General features: G+C 70.6%; 17 protein-coding genes, 1 tRNA gene, 1 other RNA gene and 1 pseudogene. 5 read left to right on the forward strand and 15 right to left on the reverse strand.

All coding sequences use genetic code 11. The annotated features are described in order from the left end of the window. Positions 1-213: pseudogene (locus AC1DWC_RS16305) on the forward strand (hypothetical protein); the annotation flags it as partial. An 11-nt stretch (positions 214-224) separates the two neighbouring features. On the opposite strand, the gene AC1DWC_RS16310 reads toward AC1DWC_RS16305, so the two are convergent. The 5 genes from AC1DWC_RS16310 to AC1DWC_RS16330 form a co-directional block, all read right to left on the reverse strand. Then, positions 225-1,283, reverse strand: coding sequence for a CobW family GTP-binding protein (locus AC1DWC_RS16310; RefSeq protein WP_477909656.1), 1,059 nt, complete (start codon positions 1,281-1,283; stop codon positions 225-227). Between the two features lie 64 nt (positions 1,284-1,347). After that, a complete protein-coding gene (locus AC1DWC_RS16315; RefSeq protein WP_477909659.1) occupies positions 1,348-2,487 on the reverse strand; it encodes an N-acetylmuramoyl-L-alanine amidase in 1,140 nt (379 codons plus the stop codon). Positions 2,488-2,715: 228 nt separating this feature from the next. After that, positions 2,716-2,788 (reverse strand) — tRNA-Ala (locus AC1DWC_RS16320). 177 nt (positions 2,789-2,965) lie between these two features. Further along, the gene (locus tag AC1DWC_RS16325; RefSeq protein WP_477909662.1) at positions 2,966-3,718 is read right to left on the reverse strand and encodes a DsbA family protein; all 753 of its coding nucleotides are present in this window, start codon (positions 3,716-3,718) and stop codon (positions 2,966-2,968) included. Positions 3,719-3,755: 37 nt separating this feature from the next. Further along, on the reverse strand, positions 3,756-4,244 hold the full coding sequence (locus AC1DWC_RS16330; protein ID WP_072845057.1) for a MauE/DoxX family redox-associated membrane protein: 489 nt from the start codon (positions 4,242-4,244) through the stop codon (positions 3,756-3,758). Positions 4,245-4,295: 51 nt separating this feature from the next. Here AC1DWC_RS16330 and AC1DWC_RS16335 point away from each other — a divergent pair, with 51 nt between their 5' ends. Then, positions 4,296-5,030, forward strand: a complete 735-nt coding sequence (locus AC1DWC_RS16335; protein ID WP_477909664.1) for a VIT1/CCC1 transporter family protein — start codon at positions 4,296-4,298, stop codon at positions 5,028-5,030. On the opposite strand, the gene AC1DWC_RS16340 is transcribed toward AC1DWC_RS16335, so the two are convergent. The 5 genes from AC1DWC_RS16340 to AC1DWC_RS16360 are packed head-to-tail and all read right to left on the reverse strand — an operon-like array spanning position 4,953 to position 9,352. Next, positions 4,953-6,212 (reverse strand): MFS transporter, encoded by a 1,260-nt coding sequence (locus tag AC1DWC_RS16340; RefSeq protein WP_083577345.1) that lies wholly within the window; start codon positions 6,210-6,212, stop codon positions 4,953-4,955. The two genes, AC1DWC_RS16335 and AC1DWC_RS16340, sit on opposite strands and share 78 nt — an antisense overlap. Positions 6,213-6,246: 34 nt before the next feature. Beyond that, on the reverse strand, positions 6,247-7,890 hold the full coding sequence (gene pgm / locus AC1DWC_RS16345) for a phosphoglucomutase (alpha-D-glucose-1,6-bisphosphate-dependent) (RefSeq protein ID WP_477909666.1): 1,644 nt from the start codon (positions 7,888-7,890) through the stop codon (positions 6,247-6,249). Between the two features lie 44 nt (positions 7,891-7,934). Beyond that, positions 7,935-8,300, reverse strand: a complete 366-nt coding sequence (gene crcB, locus AC1DWC_RS16350) for a fluoride efflux transporter CrcB (protein ID WP_477909833.1) — start codon at positions 8,298-8,300, stop codon at positions 7,935-7,937. A gap of 9 nt (positions 8,301-8,309) precedes the next feature. Then, positions 8,310-8,720: a fluoride efflux transporter CrcB gene (crcB, locus tag AC1DWC_RS16355; RefSeq protein ID WP_477909668.1), complete on the reverse strand. Its 411-nt coding sequence runs from the start codon at positions 8,718-8,720 to the stop codon at positions 8,310-8,312. Continuing rightward, on the reverse strand, positions 8,717-9,352 hold the full coding sequence (locus AC1DWC_RS16360; RefSeq protein ID WP_477909670.1) for an LON peptidase substrate-binding domain-containing protein: 636 nt from the start codon (positions 9,350-9,352) through the stop codon (positions 8,717-8,719). The genes crcB (AC1DWC_RS16355) and AC1DWC_RS16360 overlap by 4 nt, the downstream gene beginning before the upstream one ends. Before the next feature lie 121 nt (positions 9,353-9,473). Here AC1DWC_RS16360 and AC1DWC_RS16365 point away from each other — a divergent pair, with 121 nt between their 5' ends. After that, entirely contained in the window at positions 9,474-10,706 is a 1,233-nt protein-coding gene (locus AC1DWC_RS16365) for a lipase family protein (RefSeq protein WP_477909672.1), read from the forward strand. Positions 10,707-10,736: 30 nt separating this feature from the next. Here the strand turns inward: AC1DWC_RS16365 and AC1DWC_RS16370 are convergent, their stop codons facing one another. Beyond that, complete coding sequence (locus tag AC1DWC_RS16370) at positions 10,737-11,066, reverse strand: hypothetical protein (RefSeq protein WP_477909674.1); 330 nt, start codon at positions 11,064-11,066, stop codon at positions 10,737-10,739. Positions 11,067-11,227: 161 nt separating this feature from the next. Continuing rightward, positions 11,228-11,598, reverse strand: a transfer-messenger RNA (tmRNA) gene (gene ssrA, locus AC1DWC_RS16375). Between the two features lie 180 nt (positions 11,599-11,778). On the opposite strand from ssrA, the gene AC1DWC_RS16380 reads away from it, so the two are divergent. Together AC1DWC_RS16380 and AC1DWC_RS16385 are read left to right on the forward strand one after the other, a co-directional pair. Further along, positions 11,779-13,896, forward strand: coding sequence for a peptidase (locus AC1DWC_RS16380; protein WP_477909676.1), 2,118 nt, complete (start codon positions 11,779-11,781; stop codon positions 13,894-13,896). A gap of 73 nt (positions 13,897-13,969) precedes the next feature. After that, positions 13,970-15,964 (forward strand): elongation factor G-like protein EF-G2, encoded by a 1,995-nt coding sequence (locus tag AC1DWC_RS16385; RefSeq protein ID WP_477909678.1) that lies wholly within the window; start codon positions 13,970-13,972, stop codon positions 15,962-15,964. 3 nt (positions 15,965-15,967) lie between these two features. Here AC1DWC_RS16385 and smpB read toward each other — a convergent pair whose 3' ends face one another. The 3 genes from smpB to ftsE all read right to left on the reverse strand — a co-directional run bounded on the left by smpB (position 15,968) and on the right by ftsE (position 18,164). Continuing rightward, positions 15,968-16,441, reverse strand: a complete 474-nt coding sequence (smpB, locus tag AC1DWC_RS16390; protein ID WP_477909680.1) for an SsrA-binding protein SmpB — start codon at positions 16,439-16,441, stop codon at positions 15,968-15,970. 70 nt (positions 16,442-16,511) lie between these two features. Next, positions 16,512-17,417: a permease-like cell division protein FtsX gene (gene ftsX / locus AC1DWC_RS16395; protein WP_072845045.1), complete on the reverse strand. Its 906-nt coding sequence runs from the start codon at positions 17,415-17,417 to the stop codon at positions 16,512-16,514. A gap of 57 nt (positions 17,418-17,474) precedes the next feature. Further along, entirely contained in the window at positions 17,475-18,164 is a 690-nt protein-coding gene (gene ftsE / locus AC1DWC_RS16400; RefSeq protein WP_072845044.1) for a cell division ATP-binding protein FtsE, read from the reverse strand. Positions 18,165-18,242 lie beyond the last annotated feature (78 nt).

An 18,242-nucleotide genomic window follows, 5' to 3' on the forward strand; every position in this document is an offset into this window, starting at 1 on the left:
GCTCAGGGCGGCGGACGTGGCGGCGCACAGGGTGGCGGCCGCGGCGGCAGCCAGGGCGCCGCTGCCGGCGGCGGTCGGAGCTCCGGCGGACGCGGACGCGGCCAGGGCTCGGCCCAGCCCACCGTGATGTACAGCAGCGAGTCCCCGCGGTCCGGCGGCTCGCAGGGCGGCGGCAACGCCAACGGCCAGCGCCGTCGCGCCACCCGCCCCTAGTTCGACACCCCTTAGTTCGACACCACGTAGCGGTGCACGCCAGTCATGGCCTCTGCACCGCTTTCGTGTTCCTGCACCGCGGTGCACCCCTCCAGCCGGCGTTCGACGGCGTCGGGGTCGATGCCCCACCCGATCAACACCAGCGTCGTCGTGCGCGGCTCCCCGCGCGCCCAGCCGACCCGCTCGAACCGGATGTGCGGGCCGACGGCCTGCAGCAGGTACTTCTGTCGGTGTCCCGCGACCGCGAAGTGGACGAAACCCTTGACCCGGTACAGGCCCGGCGGACGGTCCTCCAGGAACGCGATCAGCGCCCGCGGGTCCATCGGCCGCGCACCGACGAAGCTGACGCTGTCGTAGCCGTCGTGCAGGTGTGAGTGGTCGCCGCAGACGGCGTCCCCGCAGGCATGGTCGTGGCCGTCTGTCTCCGTGAGCAACTCGTCGAGACTCAGCTGCCGCGGGCCGTCGTCGGCCCGGGCGGCCTCGTCGAAGAGCAGCCGCGGGTCCACCCGGCCGTGCTCGGTGCACAGCACGGGCGCCCGGTCGTTCAGCCCGGCCACCACCGCGACCACGCGGTCGCGCTCGGCCTCGGAGATCCGGTCGATTTTGTTCAGCACCACCAGGTCCGCCATCCGCACGTGCAGGTCGAGCTCCGGGTGCCGGGCGCGGCTGTCCTCGAACTCGGCGGCGTCGACGGTCACCACCAGTCCCCCGTAGCCGATGTGGGGGTTCTCGCTGCCCAGGATCATCCGGACCATGTTCCTCGGCTCGGCGAGCCCACTGGCCTCCACGACGATCACGTCGATGTTCGAGCGTGGGTGCGCGAGCCGGTCGAGCATCTCGTCCATCTCGCTGACGTCGACGGCGCAGCACAGGCACCCGTTGCTCAGCGAGACCATGGAGTCGACCTGGCCCGCCACCATCATCGAGTCGATGTTCACGGAGCCGAAGTCGTTGACAACCACACCGATTCGCACGCCGCGGTTGTTGCGCAGCAGGTGGTTGAGCAGGGTGGTCTTGCCGGAGCCGAGGAAGCCGGCGACGAGGATGACCGGTATCAGCCGCTTCGCCACTCGTCGTCCCTCCATTCGATTGCCGCACCCATCCTAGGTGGGTGCGGCAGTCGAAGGCGAAGGGTCAGCCCTGCGCGGCGCCGCCGTTGAGGATCCCCAGCAGCTTGCCGATCAGCTCGGAGAACAGGCCCAGGTTCTCGGCGGTCGCGAAGTCCTGCAACCCGTCCAGCCCGACCGCGTCGAGCAGGGTGCGGATGGTGGCCAGTCCGCCGAGCAGGTCGTCGGCCGGGGAGGCGTCGGGCACGGCTGCCTTGGGGGTCGTGAACTTCGGTGTCGTGGCCTTGGGCGCGGCCGTCTTCGGTGTCGTGGTCGAAGGCGCAGTGGTCGCGGGCTCAGCCGTCGACGGCGCAGTGGCGGCCGGCGCGGCGGTCGTGGTCGGGACCGCCGCGGTGGTCGAGGGGTCCGCCTCGGCGGAGGCCACCGGGGTGCCCATCAGGTAGTTCACCGCGCCGGTGATGATCGCGATGGCGTGCTTGAGCTGGCCGTCCTGGGTGTCCAGCACCGCGGCGTCGTCGGGGTTGGAGCCGTTGCCCATCTCCACGAACACCAGCGGGACGGTGGTCAGGGCGGGCCCGGCGATGTCGCTGCGGCTCTGCAGCCCGTCGACGACGCCGGCGTAGTTCGCCGGGGTGAAGCCGTTCTTGACGTAGGCGTCGCGCATCAACTCGGACGCCTGCAGGCCCGACGTCGACTGCACGGCGTCGACCTTCTGGTCCGGCACCGGAAGCGTCGGCACGATCATGTGGAAGCCGTGGTCGGCCGCGTCGGCGCCGGCCGCGGTCGAGTCCGCGTGCACACTGAGCGCGAGGTCCGCGGCGGACGCGTTCGCCGCCCTGGCCCGCTCGTCGACGCAGCCGCCCCAGCCGGTGTCGTCGGCGCGGCTGAGTACCACCTTGGCCCCGAGCGTCTCGAGGCTCGTCTTCACCAACTGGGAGACGTTCCAGGTGATGGTGTGCTCGGGCACGCCGCCGAGGCTCGTCATGCCGGTGGTCTGGCAGTCCTTGGTGCCACCGCGGCCGTCGTCGACCTGCTTGGCCAGGTTCTCGCTGTGTCCGGTGCCCTGGTGGCCTGGGTCGAGGAAGACCGTCTTGCCGGTCAGTGGGGTGGGCTGGTCCGCCTCGGGCGCGGCCACGGCCACGGCGGGCACCAGCATCGCGGTGAGTGCGGTCGCGGCCAGCGCGGCGGTCAGGGTCGACTTCTTCATCGGCTGGTAGTCCTCACAACATCAGTAACACCGGTCACATGTGCACCGAGTGAAACAGTGTTTGCACCCACCCACGAGCATCGATCTCGCTTCGGCATCGAACCGTTGGGAATCCGTGACCTTCCCCACACGGCCGGCGGGCACGCATCCGAACGAACCTTCAGACACCTGAACGAACCCCGGACAGCAGAAAACCCCCCGCCTGAGGCGAGGGGTTTTCTGTTCGGGTGGAGCTAAGGGGACTCGAACCCCTGACCCCCACACTGCCAGTGTGGTGCGCTACCAGCTGCGCCATAGCCCCGTGTTCAGTTGTGCTCCGCAGCAGGGCTTGTCTTGCTCCCTGCTTGCCTGGACGAAGTTACACCATCGCCGCCGCAGGCTACAAATTGGCTGGTCACGGCCCTGGTTGCCACATCGGCCCCACCGACGCGAACGGGCACCACGGCGGGTCTGCCGCCGGGTGCCCGTCCGTCGAACGTCAGTTGAACTGGGACACCCAGTCGGGGTCGCCGAGCGCGTCGATCAACGTGCCGTCGTGGACCACCGTCGGGGTGCCACGGGCGCCGCTGGCCGCCAGCGCCTCGCTGCCCTTCTTCGCCGCCGCGGACGCGGCCTCGACCTGGGTGCCGTCGGAGATGCAGGCGACGGTCGCGTCGTCGGCGCCCGCGTCCTTCGCGATCTGCGCGAGGTCCGCGTTGGAGTGATCGGACTTGCCGTTCTCCGGCGGCAGGTTCGCCGGGGTGAACAGGGCACCGTGGAACGCCGAGAACGCGACCGCGTCACCCGACTTCGCCACGCACATCAACGCGCCGGCCGCGCGGGTCGAGTAGTCGCCGCTGGCCGAGAGCCGGTTGAGGAAGTCGAGGGTGTGGTACCGGACCGCGAGCGTGCCCTCGTCCACCTTCTGCGCGACCTCCTGGCCGTTGGTGTTCTCGAGCTGCGCGCAGTAGGGGCACAACGGGTCCTCGAAGACGTCGATCGTGTTCTTCGCGTCCGGAAGGCCGAGCAGGACCGCGCCGTCGTCGGCGACCGAAACCTGCACCGCGGTGTTCGACACCCCGCCGTAGCCCTCGTTACGAGGCTTGCTGCGGCTGCTCGTCCACAGCACGCCGCCGATGACGAGCACCGCGATCACCAGGATCGCGAGCCCGCCGAGGATGTACGTCGACCGACTCGAGGAAGCCTGCGGCGTGTACTTGCCGGGCTTGGGCTTGGGCTTGTTCGAGCTCACTGATCAGTCCTTCGCATCCGAATTGCAAATAGTGGCTTTACTCTGTCACCTCAGGCTGAGCCGCCCCTGAGAGCACCGGCCGCGACCGCGGACCGAGCGAGAAGGGACTGCGCGGGAACACGATCAGCCATCCGGCGAGCGCGAGAAAGCCGACGTCGCGGGCGATCTCGCGGGCGTAGTCCCAGCCGTCGACGTCCGCGGCGCCCCCGCCGCCGAAGCACCCGCAGTCGATGGACAGCCCGCGGGCCCACACCGAGACGATGACGGCGATCAGCACCACCAGCACCGCCGCGGACGCGATCGCCGCCACCCGCACCCCGAGTCCGATCAGCAGCAGCAGCCCCAACGCGATCTCCAGCATGGGCAGGGTGTTCGCCACCGGCCGCACCAGCGACTCGGGCAGCAGTTGGTACGCCCGCACCGCGACCTCCGTCTGCGTCGGGTCCACGAACTTGACTGCGCCCGAGATCAGCCAGACCGCGGCGAGGCCGAGTCGGGCGAGGAGGCTGACGATACGAATCCACACGCGCCCCACGCTACCCACCGCCGGGGACGCGGCCCGCGTAGATTCACGGACATGCCCGACTCGACGCCGGCAGCCGGGGGCGCACTGCCCCACGATTTCGACCACACCCACGCCGACGTGTCCGGCGGTTGGCTGCGGGCGGCCACCTTCGGCGCGATGGACGGACTGGTCACCAACACCTCGCTGATCGCCGGCGTCGGTGGCGCCGGCCTCGAGCCGCGGTCGATCGTCCTGAGCGGCGTGGCCGGCCTGGTCGCGGGGGCGTTCTCGATGGCCCTCGGCGAGTACACCTCGGTCTCCACCGCCAACAAGCAGATCGACGCGGAGGTCCGGGTCGAGGCGAGTGCCCAGGCCCGGCACCCGGAGGCGGAGCAGGCCGAACTCGTCGGGATGTTCGTCGAGATGGGCATGAGCGAGCCGACCGCGGCGGCCGCCGCCGCCGAGGTGCACAACGACTCCGACCGCGCGGTGACCATCCACCTGACGCAGGAACTGGGCGTCGACCCGACCGAGCAGCCCTCGGCGCTGGTCGCGGCGGTCTCGTCGTTCCTGATGTTCTCGATCGGCGGGATCGTCCCGCTGATCCCCTACCTGCTGGGGTTCGCCTCGCTGGCCGCCGGTCTGGCCGCGGGCGGCGCCGGCCTGCTGGTCGCCGGCGCGCTCGCCGCCGGGTTCACCTCGCAGTCGCGGGTGCGCGGCGCGCTGCGGCTACTTGTGTTCGGGACGATCGCCGTCGGCGCTACGTACGCCGTCGGCAGCCTCCTCGGCGGCGGGGTCCCCGGCTGACGCCTGCGGGACCCGGTTCGGCGCCACCAGCCAGAACGCGATCGGGAGCAGCATCAGCGCGCCCGTGACCGCGAATGCCACCCCGTACGAGAGGTACTGGGCCAGCACGCCGGCGATCAGCGGGCCGGCCACCACGCCGACGTCCGAGGCCATCTGGAAGGTGGCGAGGACCGGGCCGCCCCGGGCCTTGGACCCGATCACGTCGGCGACCGCCGCCTGCTGGGCCGGGTTCATCAGCCCGGACCCCATGCCCGCGACCAGCGAGAGCGCCAGGAACACCAGCAGGTTCTCGCTGAACCCGAGCACCGCGGTCGCGCTCCCGCTGACCACCAGCCCGGCCAGCACGAAGGGCCGCCTTCCGCGCAGGTCCGACATCCGCCCCGCCGGGATCTGCACCAGCGCGTTGCCGACGGCGTACACGGTGAGCGCGACACCCGCCAGCGCGGTGCCCTCGTCCAGCGCCTCGACCACGAACAGCGGCACCATCGCCACCCGGACGCCGAACGACACCCAACCGTTGGCGAAGTTCGACATCAGTGCCGCCCGGTACGTCGCCGAGGCCAGTGCCTGGCGCAGCGTCATGGTGATCGGTGCGCCGGTGGTGTCCGGTGAGGCGAGCGCCGACCCCTTCAGGCTCACGTAGACCACCGCCGCCGCGATGAGCAGCGCCACCGCGTAGATCAGGAAGGGCGCGCGCAGGCCGAAGCCCGCCAGCGCGCCGCCGAGCAGCGGGCCACCGATGGTGCCGAACAGGAAGGACGTCGCGTACAGGCCGGACACCCGGCCGCGGATGCCCGGCGGCGTGATCCGGATCAGCAGCCCGAACGCGGACACGGTGAACATGGTGGACCCGACGCCGCCGGCCGCCCGGAACAGCAGCAGCTGCCAGTAGTCGCCCGCGAACGCGACCGCGCCGGACGACGCGGCGACGATCAGCAGCCCGGTGAGATAGGTGGGGCGCTCCCCCAGCCGCTGCACCAGGGCACCGGCCAGCGGCGCGAACAGCAGTCGCATCAGGGCGAACACGCTGATCACCGCGCTCGCCGCGATGTACCCGACGTCGAAGCTGCGGGCGAACTGCGGCAGCGCCGGAGCGACGATGCCGAACCCGAGGGCGATGACGAAGCTGGCCGAGACCAGGACCCAGATTTCGCGTGGCAGTTTCGCTGCGGTGGTGTGCATGATTACCGCAGAGCCTAGTCAGCGGCCGGACTGGTCAGGCGCCCGCTCCCAGCGCCCGGGACACCAGCTCCCGCGCCTCGTCCTGCACCCGAGCGAGATGCTCTCCGCCCCTGAACGACTCGGCGTAGATCTTGTACTTGTCCTCGGTGCCCGACGGCCGCGCGGCGAACCAGGCGCCCTCGGTGCACACCTTGAGGCCGCCGAGCGCGGCACCGTTGCCGGGCGCCACCGTGAGCGTCGCGGTGATCGGCTCGCCCGCCAGCTCGGTCGCGGTGACCTGGTCCGCCGACAGCGCCGCCAGGGCCGCCTTCTGCTCGCGGTCCGCCGGCGCGTCCACCCGCGCGTAGACGGGGCTGCCGTACCGCTCGGCGAGGTCGGCATACCGGGCCGACGGCGTCCGGCCCGTGACGGCGAGGATCTCCGAGGCGAGCAGCGCCGCCGCGATGCCGTCCTTGTCGGTGGTCCACACCCGGCCGTCCCGGCGCAGGAACGACGCGCCCGCGCTCTCCTCGCCGCCGAATCCCAGTTCCCCGGACAGCAGCCCGGGGACGAACCACTTGAACCCGACCGGCACCTCCACCAACTCCCGGCCGAGCCCCGCGACCACCCGGTCGATCATCGACGAGCTCACCAGGGTCTTGCCGACCTTGGTGCCCGGCGCCCAGCCGGGCCGGTTCGCGTAGAGGTAGTCGATGGCCACGGCCAGGTAGTGGTTCGGGTTCATCAGTCCGCCGTCGGGCGTGACGATGCCGTGCCGGTCGGCGTCGGCGTCGTTGCCGGTGGCGATGTCGAACCGCTCCCGCGCGCCGATCAGCGAGGCCATCGCGTCCGGGGACGAGCAGTCCATCCGGATCTTCCCGTCCGTGTCCAGCGTCATGAACCGCCAGGTCGCGTCGACCAGCGGGTTCACCACAGTCAGGTCGAGGCGGTGGCGCTGCGCGATCTCACCCCAGTAGTCGACACTCGCCCCGCCCAGCGGGTCGGCGCCGATCCGGATGCCGGCGCCGCGGACGGCGTCGAGGTCGACGACTGTCGGCAGGTCGTCGACGTAGGTGCCGAGGTAGTCGTACGGCCGGGCCGCCCCGGACAGCGCCCGCGCGAGCGATACCCGGCGGACCCCGGCCAGTCCGGCGGCGAGCAACTCGTTGGCGCGCGCCTCGATGGCCGAGGTCGCGTCGGAGTCGGCGGGGCCGCCGTGCGGCGGGTTGTACTTGAAGCCGCCGTCGCGCGGCGGGTTGTGCGACGGCGTCACCACGATGCCGTCTGCCCGCGCCGTGGCACCGGATGCGTTGTGCCGCAGGATCGCATGGCTCACCGCCGGCGTCGGGGTGTAGCGGCCGCGGGAATCGACCAGCACCACAACGTCGTTGGCGGCCAGCACCTCCAGCGCGGACGTCCAGGCCGGTTCGGAGAGCGCGTGGGTGTCCCGCCCGAGGAACAACGGGCCGTCGACGCCGTGGGCCGCGCGGTACTCGACGATGGCCTGCGTGGTGGCCAGGATGTGCGCCTCGTTGAACGCTCCGTCCAGGCTGGACCCGCGGTGCCCGGACGTCCCGAACGCCACCCGCTCGTCCGGGTTCTCGGGGTCCGGGGTCCTGGCGTAGTACGCCGTCACCAACTGCGGGAGGTCTTCGAGGTCCCCCGGCTGCGCGGGTAGGCCTGCTCGCTCGTGCGCCACGGTGGATCTCCTAGCTCGGTCGGACGACTGCTCTCGTCATTCGATCACGCGAACATCGCGTGCGCCGCGGCGAACCCGACCGATGCCGCGGTGAGCCCCGCGACCAGGGTGGCCGCGACGTTGGCCAGCGCGTTGCGGCGGTCGCCGCTCTCGAGCAGGCTCACCGTCTCGTAGCTGAAGGTGCTGTAGGTGGTCAGTGCCCCGCACAACCCGGTGCCGAGGATCGCCATCACCTCGCCGTCGCTGGCGACGGCCGCACCGGTCAGCGTGCCGAGGATCAGCGACCCGATCACGTTGACCGTCAGGGTGCCCCACGGGAAGGGGCCCTTGGCGCGCGACTTCACGGCGCTGTCGATCAGGTACCGCGCGGGCGCACCGACCATTCCGCCGAGAATCACCAGCAAGAACATCACGGCCGGTCAGTCCCCCTTCTCGGTCAGGGCGCCCGCGGCGAACCTGGCGGCCGTCAGCCCGGCCAGTGCGGCTCCCAGTGCCAGCAGCAACGTGCCGAAGAGGTAGAAGACGGCCACCGGGAGGTGTCCCTCGTAGGCCAGCCCGTGCACCTCCACGGCGTAGGTGGAGAACGTGGTGAAGCCGCCGAGGAATCCGGTGACCAACAGGGGGCGGACCAGCGCGGGCGCGCTGTACACCTCGGTGACGACCACCGTGACGATCCCGATCAGGAAGCAGCCGAGGACGTTTGCCAGCAGGGTCGCCCACGGGATGTGGCCGGCCTCTGCGGGGATCGCCCGCTCCAGGCCGTAACGCGCGAGCGCCCCGAGTCCCCCGCCCACCGAGATGACGGCCAGCACCGTTCCCTCCGGCTTCACCTCCCGGTTTCCAGCCCCGAAAGCCGAAATCGCGCCGCCGCGAGCACATCCTCGACGGTGTCGGCGAGCACCTCGAGGCGCGCGCCGACGCCTGGCGCGGACAGCACCCGGAGCCGATCCGCAGGTCCGAGCGGCAGCCGGGAGGCCAGGCCGTAGGTCTGCGCCGCCGCGTCCCCTGGCAGCTCCACGAGCGCGGGGAAGACCGGCGCCGACAACCCGCGACGGCGGGCGAGTTCGCCGTACACCTCGCCGAGTTCGGCGACCCGGTCGTCGAGAAGGCCGATGACGCCGTCGCCGATCGCGGACCCCTCGTCCGGCCATGGTGCCACCTCGGCGCGCGGGTACGGGGCATCCGCCAGCCAGCGCTCGACCCGGATCCGTTGCGTGCCCTCGCAGTCGAGCAGCAGCCGGCCGCCGGCGACGGGCCGCGCGCTGACGATCCGGGCCGCCGTCCCGATGTCGGTGCGTTCGTCGCCGCCGCCGACCTCCTGCCCCCGGGAGATCAGCACGACCCCGAAGCTCATCCGGTCCGGGTACGCGGTGCACTCCTCGATCATCACGAGGTAGCGCGGCTCGAAAACCTGCAGCGACAACAGTTCACCCGGCAGCAGCACCGCACCCAGGGGAAACATCGGGAAAGCGTCCACCGTGCCAGCATGCACCACCGCGGCGACGTCCGCAGACCCGTGGCCCGGCCAGGCGGACTGTGGTTCACTTGTGAGGTTGATCACCCAGCAAACTGGGAGGGATCTCATGGCCCGAGTAGCCAGGCCCGCCGCAGTCTCGAAGTCCCGGCCCGCCGCAGTCTCGAAGTCCCGGCTCACCACGGTTGTATTCGCCGTTCTCGCAGTGGCACTCACGTTCCTGCCGGTGGCGCACCCACAGCCGACAATTCCCCGACCGGACCCCGACCCGTTCTACGCGGCGCCGCCGGACCTGGCCGGGCGCGGCAACGGCGACGTGCTGCGGTACCGACCGGTCGACGTGTCCCGGTTCGGCAATGCCGACGGCTGGCAGATCCTCTACCGCTCCACCAACTCCACCGGAGGACCACTCGCCGCGGTCACCACCGTGATGGTCCCGCGCGGCGGCGTGGACGGTCCGCTGGTGTCCTACCAGGCCATCATCAACTCGCTCGGCACCGAATGCGGCCCGTCGCACACGTTGTTCAACGGCCAGCTCGAGGAGGCCCCCGCGTTGCGGGTGCTCCTCGCCCGCGGCTGGGCCGTCGCACTGCCGGACCACCTGGGCCCGTACAGCGCCTACGGCGCCGCCCGCCTCGGCGGCCAGGTGACGCTCGACGGGATCCGGGCGGTCCAGCGCCTGCCCGAAGCCCGGCTCGGCCGCAGCCCCGTCGGGCTGACCGGCTACTCCGGCGGCGGGATGGCCACCGCGTGGGCCGGCGCACTCGCCCCGACATACGCACCGGAACTGCCCATCGTCGGCGTCGCCCCGGGCGGGGTGCCGGCCAACCTGAACGAGCTCGCGACGGGCCTGGGCACCGCGCCGCACCCGCTGTTCGGCCTGGCCTTCGCCGCGACCCTCGGGCTCGAGCGTGAGTACCCCGGCCGGATGACGGTCAGCGCCGACCTCAGTCCTGCCGGGATGTCGCTGCGCGACCAGATCGAGAACGACTGCTCGCAGGAGATCATCGACGCGGGCGCCAACCGCAGTGCCGCGGAGGTGGCGAAGGACCCCATGCAGATCGAGTCGCCCATCGCCCGTTCGGTCTTCGACGAGAACAGCGTGCTGTTCTACGGCGGCGCCCCGCGCGCGCCGGTGCACATCTGGCAGGGCAGCGGCGACGTCCTCGCCCCGGTCGGCTCGGTCGCCACGACCGTGCGCAACTGGTGCAGCGCCGGCACCCGGGTGCAGTTCGACGTCGTGCCGGGCGACCACGGCCCCGCCGCGATCGCGGGGATCCCCGGTGCCTTCGGCTGGCTCGGCGACCGCTTCGCCGGGGCACCGGCGCCGAGCAACTGCTGAGCGCTCCGCAAGCTCAGGACGGCAAGGGGCTCAGGACGGCCAGGGCGGCAACGGCGGCTTGACCCACATGATCTTCTCGTCGGCGTGCGCCGGCGTCGCCAGCGGATGCGCCTGGTGCGCGGCCGCCCAGCGCGACTTCTCGTCGAGCAGGGACGCCACCACGGTCCAGGTCTCCCGCGTGCTCGGCGGGTTCACGTCGGCCGCACGGGCCAGTTTGCGCAACCGGTCGTCGGGCAGTGCCAGCAACTCCGCACCGCTGATCGCGCGTTCCCACACGTAGCGGGCCAGGCCCACTGCCTTGTCGCGACGCATCCGGTCGGCCAGGTCGGTGTGCGCAAAGTCGACATCGTCGGGCTCCATCTGCGGGCACCTCCTTCTGCGGGTTCCGAGCCTATCGAGTGGGTGCGGCGTTTTCAGCCCTCGGGTGCCTGGTTGCGGCCCCGCCCCCGCCGTGAGGTCGGCGGCAGCCATCGCCGGACAACGACGAAGGCCCCGGACCGTGTGGTCCGGGGCCTTCGTTTCGGTGGAGCTGCCGGGAATCGAACCCGGGTCCTCTGCCGAATCGCTAGGGCTTCTCCGTGTGCAGTTCGCTAAGCCTCTACTTGGATCTCCCGGTCTCGCGAACAAGCCGTGATGACGATCCCAGTCACTGTTTGATGTCCCGTTCGACTCCGTGACCGAGCCGCGCGGTAAAGCCCTCTAGCTGATGCCAGTACCCGACCCGAGGGCGAGATCGGACTGACAGACACGCTTCGCTACTTAGGCAGCGAGAGCGTAGTCGCGCTGATTGGAATCGGCGCTTATAGGTTTGCAGCGACGCTTACGGTGGTCTCTTGCCTGCACCGACACGCTTCCCCTAACTCAACGTACAAAGTCGAAACCGTTCAGCCCCGTACGTCCCCAGCAACTTGCTGGGACCACATACTGTAACGCCCCGCGGCGCGGAAATCATCCCCATTAACGCGCCCGCGTGTCGTGGCCGTCCCATACCACGAAAACACCTGGACGAACGTCCAAAATGAACTAGCCTGCGGGGAATCCGTCAGCTATTTCCAGGGGACACAGAACACACATGACACCAATCGCCACGCGGCGCCGCCGCCGGTTCGTCCAGGCCCTCTCCGCCGCGCTCGTGTTGGCTGTCGGTGGCGCCACCATGGCGGGCGCGTCGCCCTCCCCCGCCCCGGTGACCCCCGGCGACGATCCCGTCTACGGCCTGGCGAACGGCTGTTACGCCCTGCAGTCCGAGCCGACCGGACAGTTCGTCCGGCTCACCCCCGAGGGCTACCGGGCTAACGGCGCGACCGTCGGCGACGCCGAACCCTTCCGGGCTCACGCCGCCCAGCTCGGCCGGTTCATGTTCTACGGCCCCGGCGGCAACATGCTCGCCCACGACACTGCGGCCGCGGTGGTCCCCACCCGCGACGCCCTTCCGACCACGGACTGGACACTGACCCACACCGACGGCGGCTACAGCATCACGGCCACGTCCAACGGCAGCCAGCTCACCGCCACCGGACCCGACCTGCGGCTCACCGACCCCGGAGTGAACCCCGCCGGCGGCCGCTTCTCCCTGGTGCCCACCGGCGGCTGCGCCGACTTCCCCGACTCCGAGGTCGACGCCACCGGCACTCCCCTGGCCGGCACCGGCCCCAACGGCGAGGTCCAGGGCTTCATCGACGCGCACGTCCACATGACCGCGAACCTCTTCATGGGGGGCGACGTGCACTGCGGCAAGCCCTTCGACCCGCAGGGCATCACCGCGGCGCTGAAGGACTGCCCCGACCACGGGTCGGACGGGATGCCGGCCCTGCTCGAGAACATCATCTCGCACGGCTCGCCGTTCGAGGAGCACGACACCACCGGCTGGCCGACCTTCGCGGACTGGCCCGCCCAGGACTCGCTGACCCACGAGCAGACCTACTACAAGTGGGTCGAGCGGGCGTGGCGCGGCGGCCTGCGCATCTTCACCAACCTGCTGGTCAACAACCGGGTCCTGTGCGATCTGTACCCGCTCAAGTCCAAGTCGTGCAACGACATGGACACCATCCGTCTCCAGGCCCAGCAGGCCCACGAGATGCAGGACTACATCGACGCCCAGTACGGCGGCCCCGGCCGGGGCTGGTTCCGGATCGTGAGCTCCCCCGAACAGGTCCGTCAGGTCGCGGCCGAGGGCAAGCTGGCCGTCACCCTCGGCATCGAGACGTCCGAGCCGTTCGGGTGCAAGATCGTCAACGACGTACCGCAGTGCACCGCCGAGGACATCGACCGCGGCCTCGACGAGGTGTACGCGTTGGGCGTGCGGCAGATGGTCGTCACCCACAAGTTCGACAACGCCTTCGGCGGGGTGCGGTTCGATCCCGCCGTGCAGGGCGTGGCCGTCAACGTCGGAAACTTCCTGAGCACCGGCAAGTTCTGGGAGGCCGAGCCGTGCACCGGCGCGGCGAAGGACAACCCGCTGCTCAGCCTCGGCGAGGGTCCCGCGGCGGCCACCGCCGCGCTGCCGCCGGGCGTCACAACCCCGATCTACCCCGAGGGCCCGGTGTGCAACACCCGGGGCCTGACGCCGCTGGGCGAGCACATGATCCGCGGCATGATGAGCCGCGGCATGATCGTCGACATCGACCACATGGGCGTCAAGACGGCCGACGCGACGATGAAGATCCTCGAGGACGCCAAGTACTCGGGTGTGGTGTCGAGCCACAGCTGGTCCGACACGTCGATGTACCCGCGCATCTACGCGCTCGGCGGATTCGTCGCGCTGTACGCCAGCCAGCTCGAGCCGCAGAAGGCCAAGCCGGGCCAGGACCCGAAGGCCGATCGCGAGCCCGGTTTCGTCGCGAGTTGGCGTAAGGCCCGCGAGGCCCGCAGCGACAAGTTCTACTTCGGCTTCGGTTACGGCGCCGACACCAACGGCTTCGGCCCGCAGGCCGCGCCGCGCGAGAGCGCCGAGACCGACCCGCTGCAGTACCCGTACACGACGTTCGACGGCGGCACCGTGATGGATCGCCAGCGCACCGGCGAGCGCGTCTTCGACGTCAACACCGATGGCGTCGCGCAGTACGGCCTGATCCCGGACTGGATCGCGGACATGCGGATCGCCGCGGGTGACGACGGCGACCAGATCATCGAGGACATGAGCCGCGGGGCCGAGGCGTACCTGCAGATGTGGGAGCGCGTCGCAAAGTAACGGCCTTTCCTCTCAACCCACGCGGCGGGGGGGGGGGGGGGGGGGGGGGGGGGGGGGGGGGGGGGGGGGGCAGTTGCGCAATGTGGTGCTGGTCGGGTGCAGTGGCACCGGCAAGACCACGCTCGCCGAGTCGCTGGCCCTCGCGTCCGGCGCGATCGGCCGGGCCGGCCGGGTCGCGGACGGGAACACCGTCGCGGACTACGAGGACATCGAACACCAGCAACAGCGCTCGGTTCAGCTGGCGGTGCTGCCGCTGGAGTGGAACGGCCTCAAGGTCAACCTGATCGACACCCCGGGCCACCCCGACTTCGACGCCGAGGTGCGGGCCGGACTCCATGCCGCGGACGCCGCGGTGTTCGTGGTCTCCGCCACCGACCCGGTGTCCGCACCCACCCGCGCGCTGTGGCGCGAGTGCGCCGAGGCCGGCATCCCCCGTGCCATCGTCGTCTCGAAACTCGACGTCGCCCGCAGCGGATTCGACGAGATGCTCACCGCCTGCCACGACGCGTTCGGGCTCGGCCCGGACTCGGTGCGACCGCTGTTCCTGCCCGTCTACCGGGACGGCCGTCCGTGCGGTTCGATCGACCTGCTCACCGGCCGCAGCTACGGCGAAGCCGGCCCGCACCCCGACGCGGACGCGGCGCGCGAGAGCCTCGTGGAGGCGATCTCCGGCCAGGACGACACGCTGATGGAGCGGTACCTGGCGGGCGAGGAACTCGACGCCGAGGCGCTGGCCGAGGGGCTGCGCCGCGAGGTCGTCGACTGCGCCCTGCACCCGGCACTGGCCGTCACCGACAACGGGCTCGGGGCCGTCGAACTGCTGGACCTGGTGGCCACCGCGTTCCCGGACCCCACGCGCCGCGGCGGACGCCACGGCCCCGCCTGCGATCCCGACGCGCCGCTGTCGGCTCAGGTCCTCCGCATCACCGGCGACGCGTACGTCGGGCGGATCAGCCTGGTCCGGGTCTTCGCCGGGACGCTGCGACCGGACACCCACGTCCGCGTCGCGGGCAACGACGAGGGCGAGGAGCGGGTGACCACGCTGACCGGGCAGTTCGGCAAGCAGCAACGGCCGGTGCCGGAGGGGATCGCGGGCGACCTCGTCTGTGTGCCGAAGCTGACCGTCGCGCGGATCGGCGACACCCTCGGCGACGGCGAGCATCCCACGGCCCTGCCCACCTGGCCGCTGCCGGACGCGCTGTTGCCGATCGGCGTCGAGGCGCACAGCAAGACCGACGACGACAAGCTCTCCCAGGCCCTGACCCGGCTCACCGTGGAGGACCCGGCGCTGCGCCTGGAGCAGAACGCGGACACCCACCAACTGGTGCTGTGGTGCACCGGCGAGGCCCACGCCGAGGTCACCCTCGACCGGCTGCGCAACCGGCACGGCGTGCACGTCGACACGGTGCCGTACCGGGTGGCGTTGCGGGAGACCTTCGCCGGCGCCGCCGCCGGGCACGGCCGACTGGTCAAGCAGTCAGGCGGGCACGGGCAGTACGCCATCTGCGACCTAGAGGTCGAGCCGCTGCCGACCGGCACCGGCTTCGAGTTCGCGGTCCGGGTCGTCGGCGGCGCGGTGCCCAAGAACTTCGTACCGTCCGTCGAGAAGGGCGTACGCACCCAGCTCGCCAGCGGCGTCGGCACCGGTCACCCGCTGGTCGACGTGCGGGTGACGCTGGTCGACGGCAAGGCCCACTCGGTGGACTCCTCCGACTCCGCCTTCCAGACCGCGGCCGGCCTGGCCCTGCGGGACGCGGCCACGCACACCGACATCCGGCTGCTCGAACCGGTCTCGGCCGTCCGGGTGATCCTTCCCGACGACTACCTCGGCGCGGTGCTCAGCGACCTGTCCGCACGCCGCGGCCATGTCCTCGGCACCGAGTCGAGCGAGCCGGGGGTCGCGCTGCTGCGCGCCGAGGTCCCGGAACTCGAACTCTCCCGCTATCCGACAGATCTGCGGTCATTGACCCACGGCACCGCGGAGTTCGCCCGCGCGCACCTGCGGTACGAACTTATGCCGGCGGCGGTGGCCGCCCAGTTCACCGGCAACGGCCACCCGCCTACCTGAGCGTCAGCGCATGCCCTTCACACGGCGCCCCAGCTCGCGAGTGACCTCGCGCTCCGCGGTCCGCCGCGCCAGGTCCTGACGCTTGTCGTAGTCCTGCTTGCCCCTGGCCAGCGCCAGTTCCACCTTGACCTTGCCGTCGTTGAAGTACATCGACAGCGGCACCAGCGTCTGGTTGCCCTCCCGGGTCTTGCCGACCAGGTGCTCGATCTCCCGCTTGTGCAGCAGCAGCTTCCGGGTGCGCCGCGGCGAGTGGTTGGTCCAGGTGCCCTGGGTGTACTCGGGGATGTGCAGGCTGCGCAGCCAGACCTCCCCGTCGTCCACGGTGGCGAACGCGTCGACCAGCGACGCCTTGCCCTCGCGGAGGCTCTTGACCTCGGTGCCGACGAGGGCGATGCCGGCCTCGTAGGTGTCGATGATCGTGTAGTTGTGGCGAGCCTTGCGGTTGCTTGCAATGACCTTGCGGCCCTTTTCCTTCACGTCTGGGCCCCTTCAGTCCACGCGTGCGATGTTCGGTGTCTCCACCAGGATAGGTCGAACGGGCAACTGCTTATTCCCGCACGTACAGCCGGAGCGTCACGTACGCCGTGACGGCGGCCATTCCGACGCCCACCAGCACCAGGAACGGCGAGACCAGCAGCACGTCGCTGTTGGAGATCTTGGCCACGATGTTGGCGTCGTAGACGTCGGTGAGCACGTCGTCGATGAACAGGTTCTTCGCGGTGAACAGCGCGACGATCGCGAGGACGGCGCCGACCAGCGCGGCCGCGATGGCCTCCAGCAGGAACGGCAGCTGGGTGTACCAGCGGGTCGCGCCGACCAGCCGCATGATGCCCACCTCGGCGCGACGGGTGAAGGCGGCGATCTGGACCATGTTGGCGATCAACAGGATCGACGCGATCGCCTGGACGATCGCGATCGCGAACGCGGCGTTGCGGATGCCGCCGAGCACGCTGAAGAGCCGCTCCACCAGGTCCCGCTGGTTGAGCACGCTGTCCACGCCGGGCCGGCTGGCGAAGGTGTCGTTGACCACGCCGAACCGGTCCGGGTCAGACAGCTTGACCTTGAACGAGGCCGGCAGCGCGTCGGGGCTGACCATGGACGCCAACTCGGGCTGGTCCTTGAACACCCGATCCTTCGCGTCGGCGACCGCGTCGTCGCGGTTGAGGAACTGGACCGAGACCACGGAGTCGGTGTTCTCGAGGTCGGCACGCAGGTTCCGGCAGAGGTCCTGGGTGCAGCCGGGGTCCGAGACGGACACGTCGTCGGTGAGGAAGATCTGCACCTCGACGCGGTCCAGGAAGATCTGCTGGGTCTTGCCTGCCATCTGGACGACGAGCAGGCCACCGCCGAACAGGGCGAGCGAGATCGCGGTGGTGAGGATCATCGCGATCGTCATGGTCAGGTTGCGGCGCAGGCCGGTGAGGACCTCGCCGAAGATGAAGCTGGCACGCATCGGAGTTGACTGTCCTTCGTGTGGTCGGGGTGGGTCGGCGCTGGCTCGGTGTTGCGGCTAGCGCCCCACGCCGTAGACACCGCGAGCCTCGTCGCGCACCACGCGACCGAGATCGAGTTCGACCACCCGGCGCCGCATCGAGTCGACGATGTGGTTGTCGTGGGTGGCCATCAGCACCGTGGTTCCGGTGCGGTTGATCCGTTCGAGCAGCAGCATGATGTCGCCGCTGGTGTCCGGGTCCAGGTTGCCGGTCGGCTCGTCGGCGAGCAGGACCAGCGGCCGGTTCACGAAGGCACGGGCGATCGCGACCCGCTGCTGCTCACCGCCGGAGAGTTCGGTGGGCAGGCGGTCCGCCTTGCCGGACAGACCCACCAGGTCCAGCACCTCGGGCACCGTGCGCTCGATCATCGCCCGCGGCTTCCCGATCACCTCGAGGGCGAACGCGACGTTCTCGGTGACCGTCTTCTGCTGCAGCAGCCGGAAGTCCTGGAACACGCAGCCGATGGACTGGCGGAGCTTGGGGACGCGGCGGGCCGCGAGCCGGTTGACGTGGAACTCACCGACGTGGATGTCGCCCGAGGTGGGCGTGTCCTCCTTGAGCAGCAGGCGCATGAATGTCGACTTCCCCGAGCCCGACGGGCCGATCACGAAGACGAACTCGCCCTTGTCCACGGAGACGTTCACCTTGTCCAGGGCAGGCCGCGACGAGGTCTTGTAGGACTTGGACACATTCTCCACGCTGATCACGAGGAGCCAGTTTAGCCATGTTCACGGCGTGCCCATCCGGGTAACGGCGTGGCCGCAGGCCAGGCCGTCAGCGGGCTG

Source organism: Rhodococcus sp. P4_C10 (genome assembly GCF_056402135.1).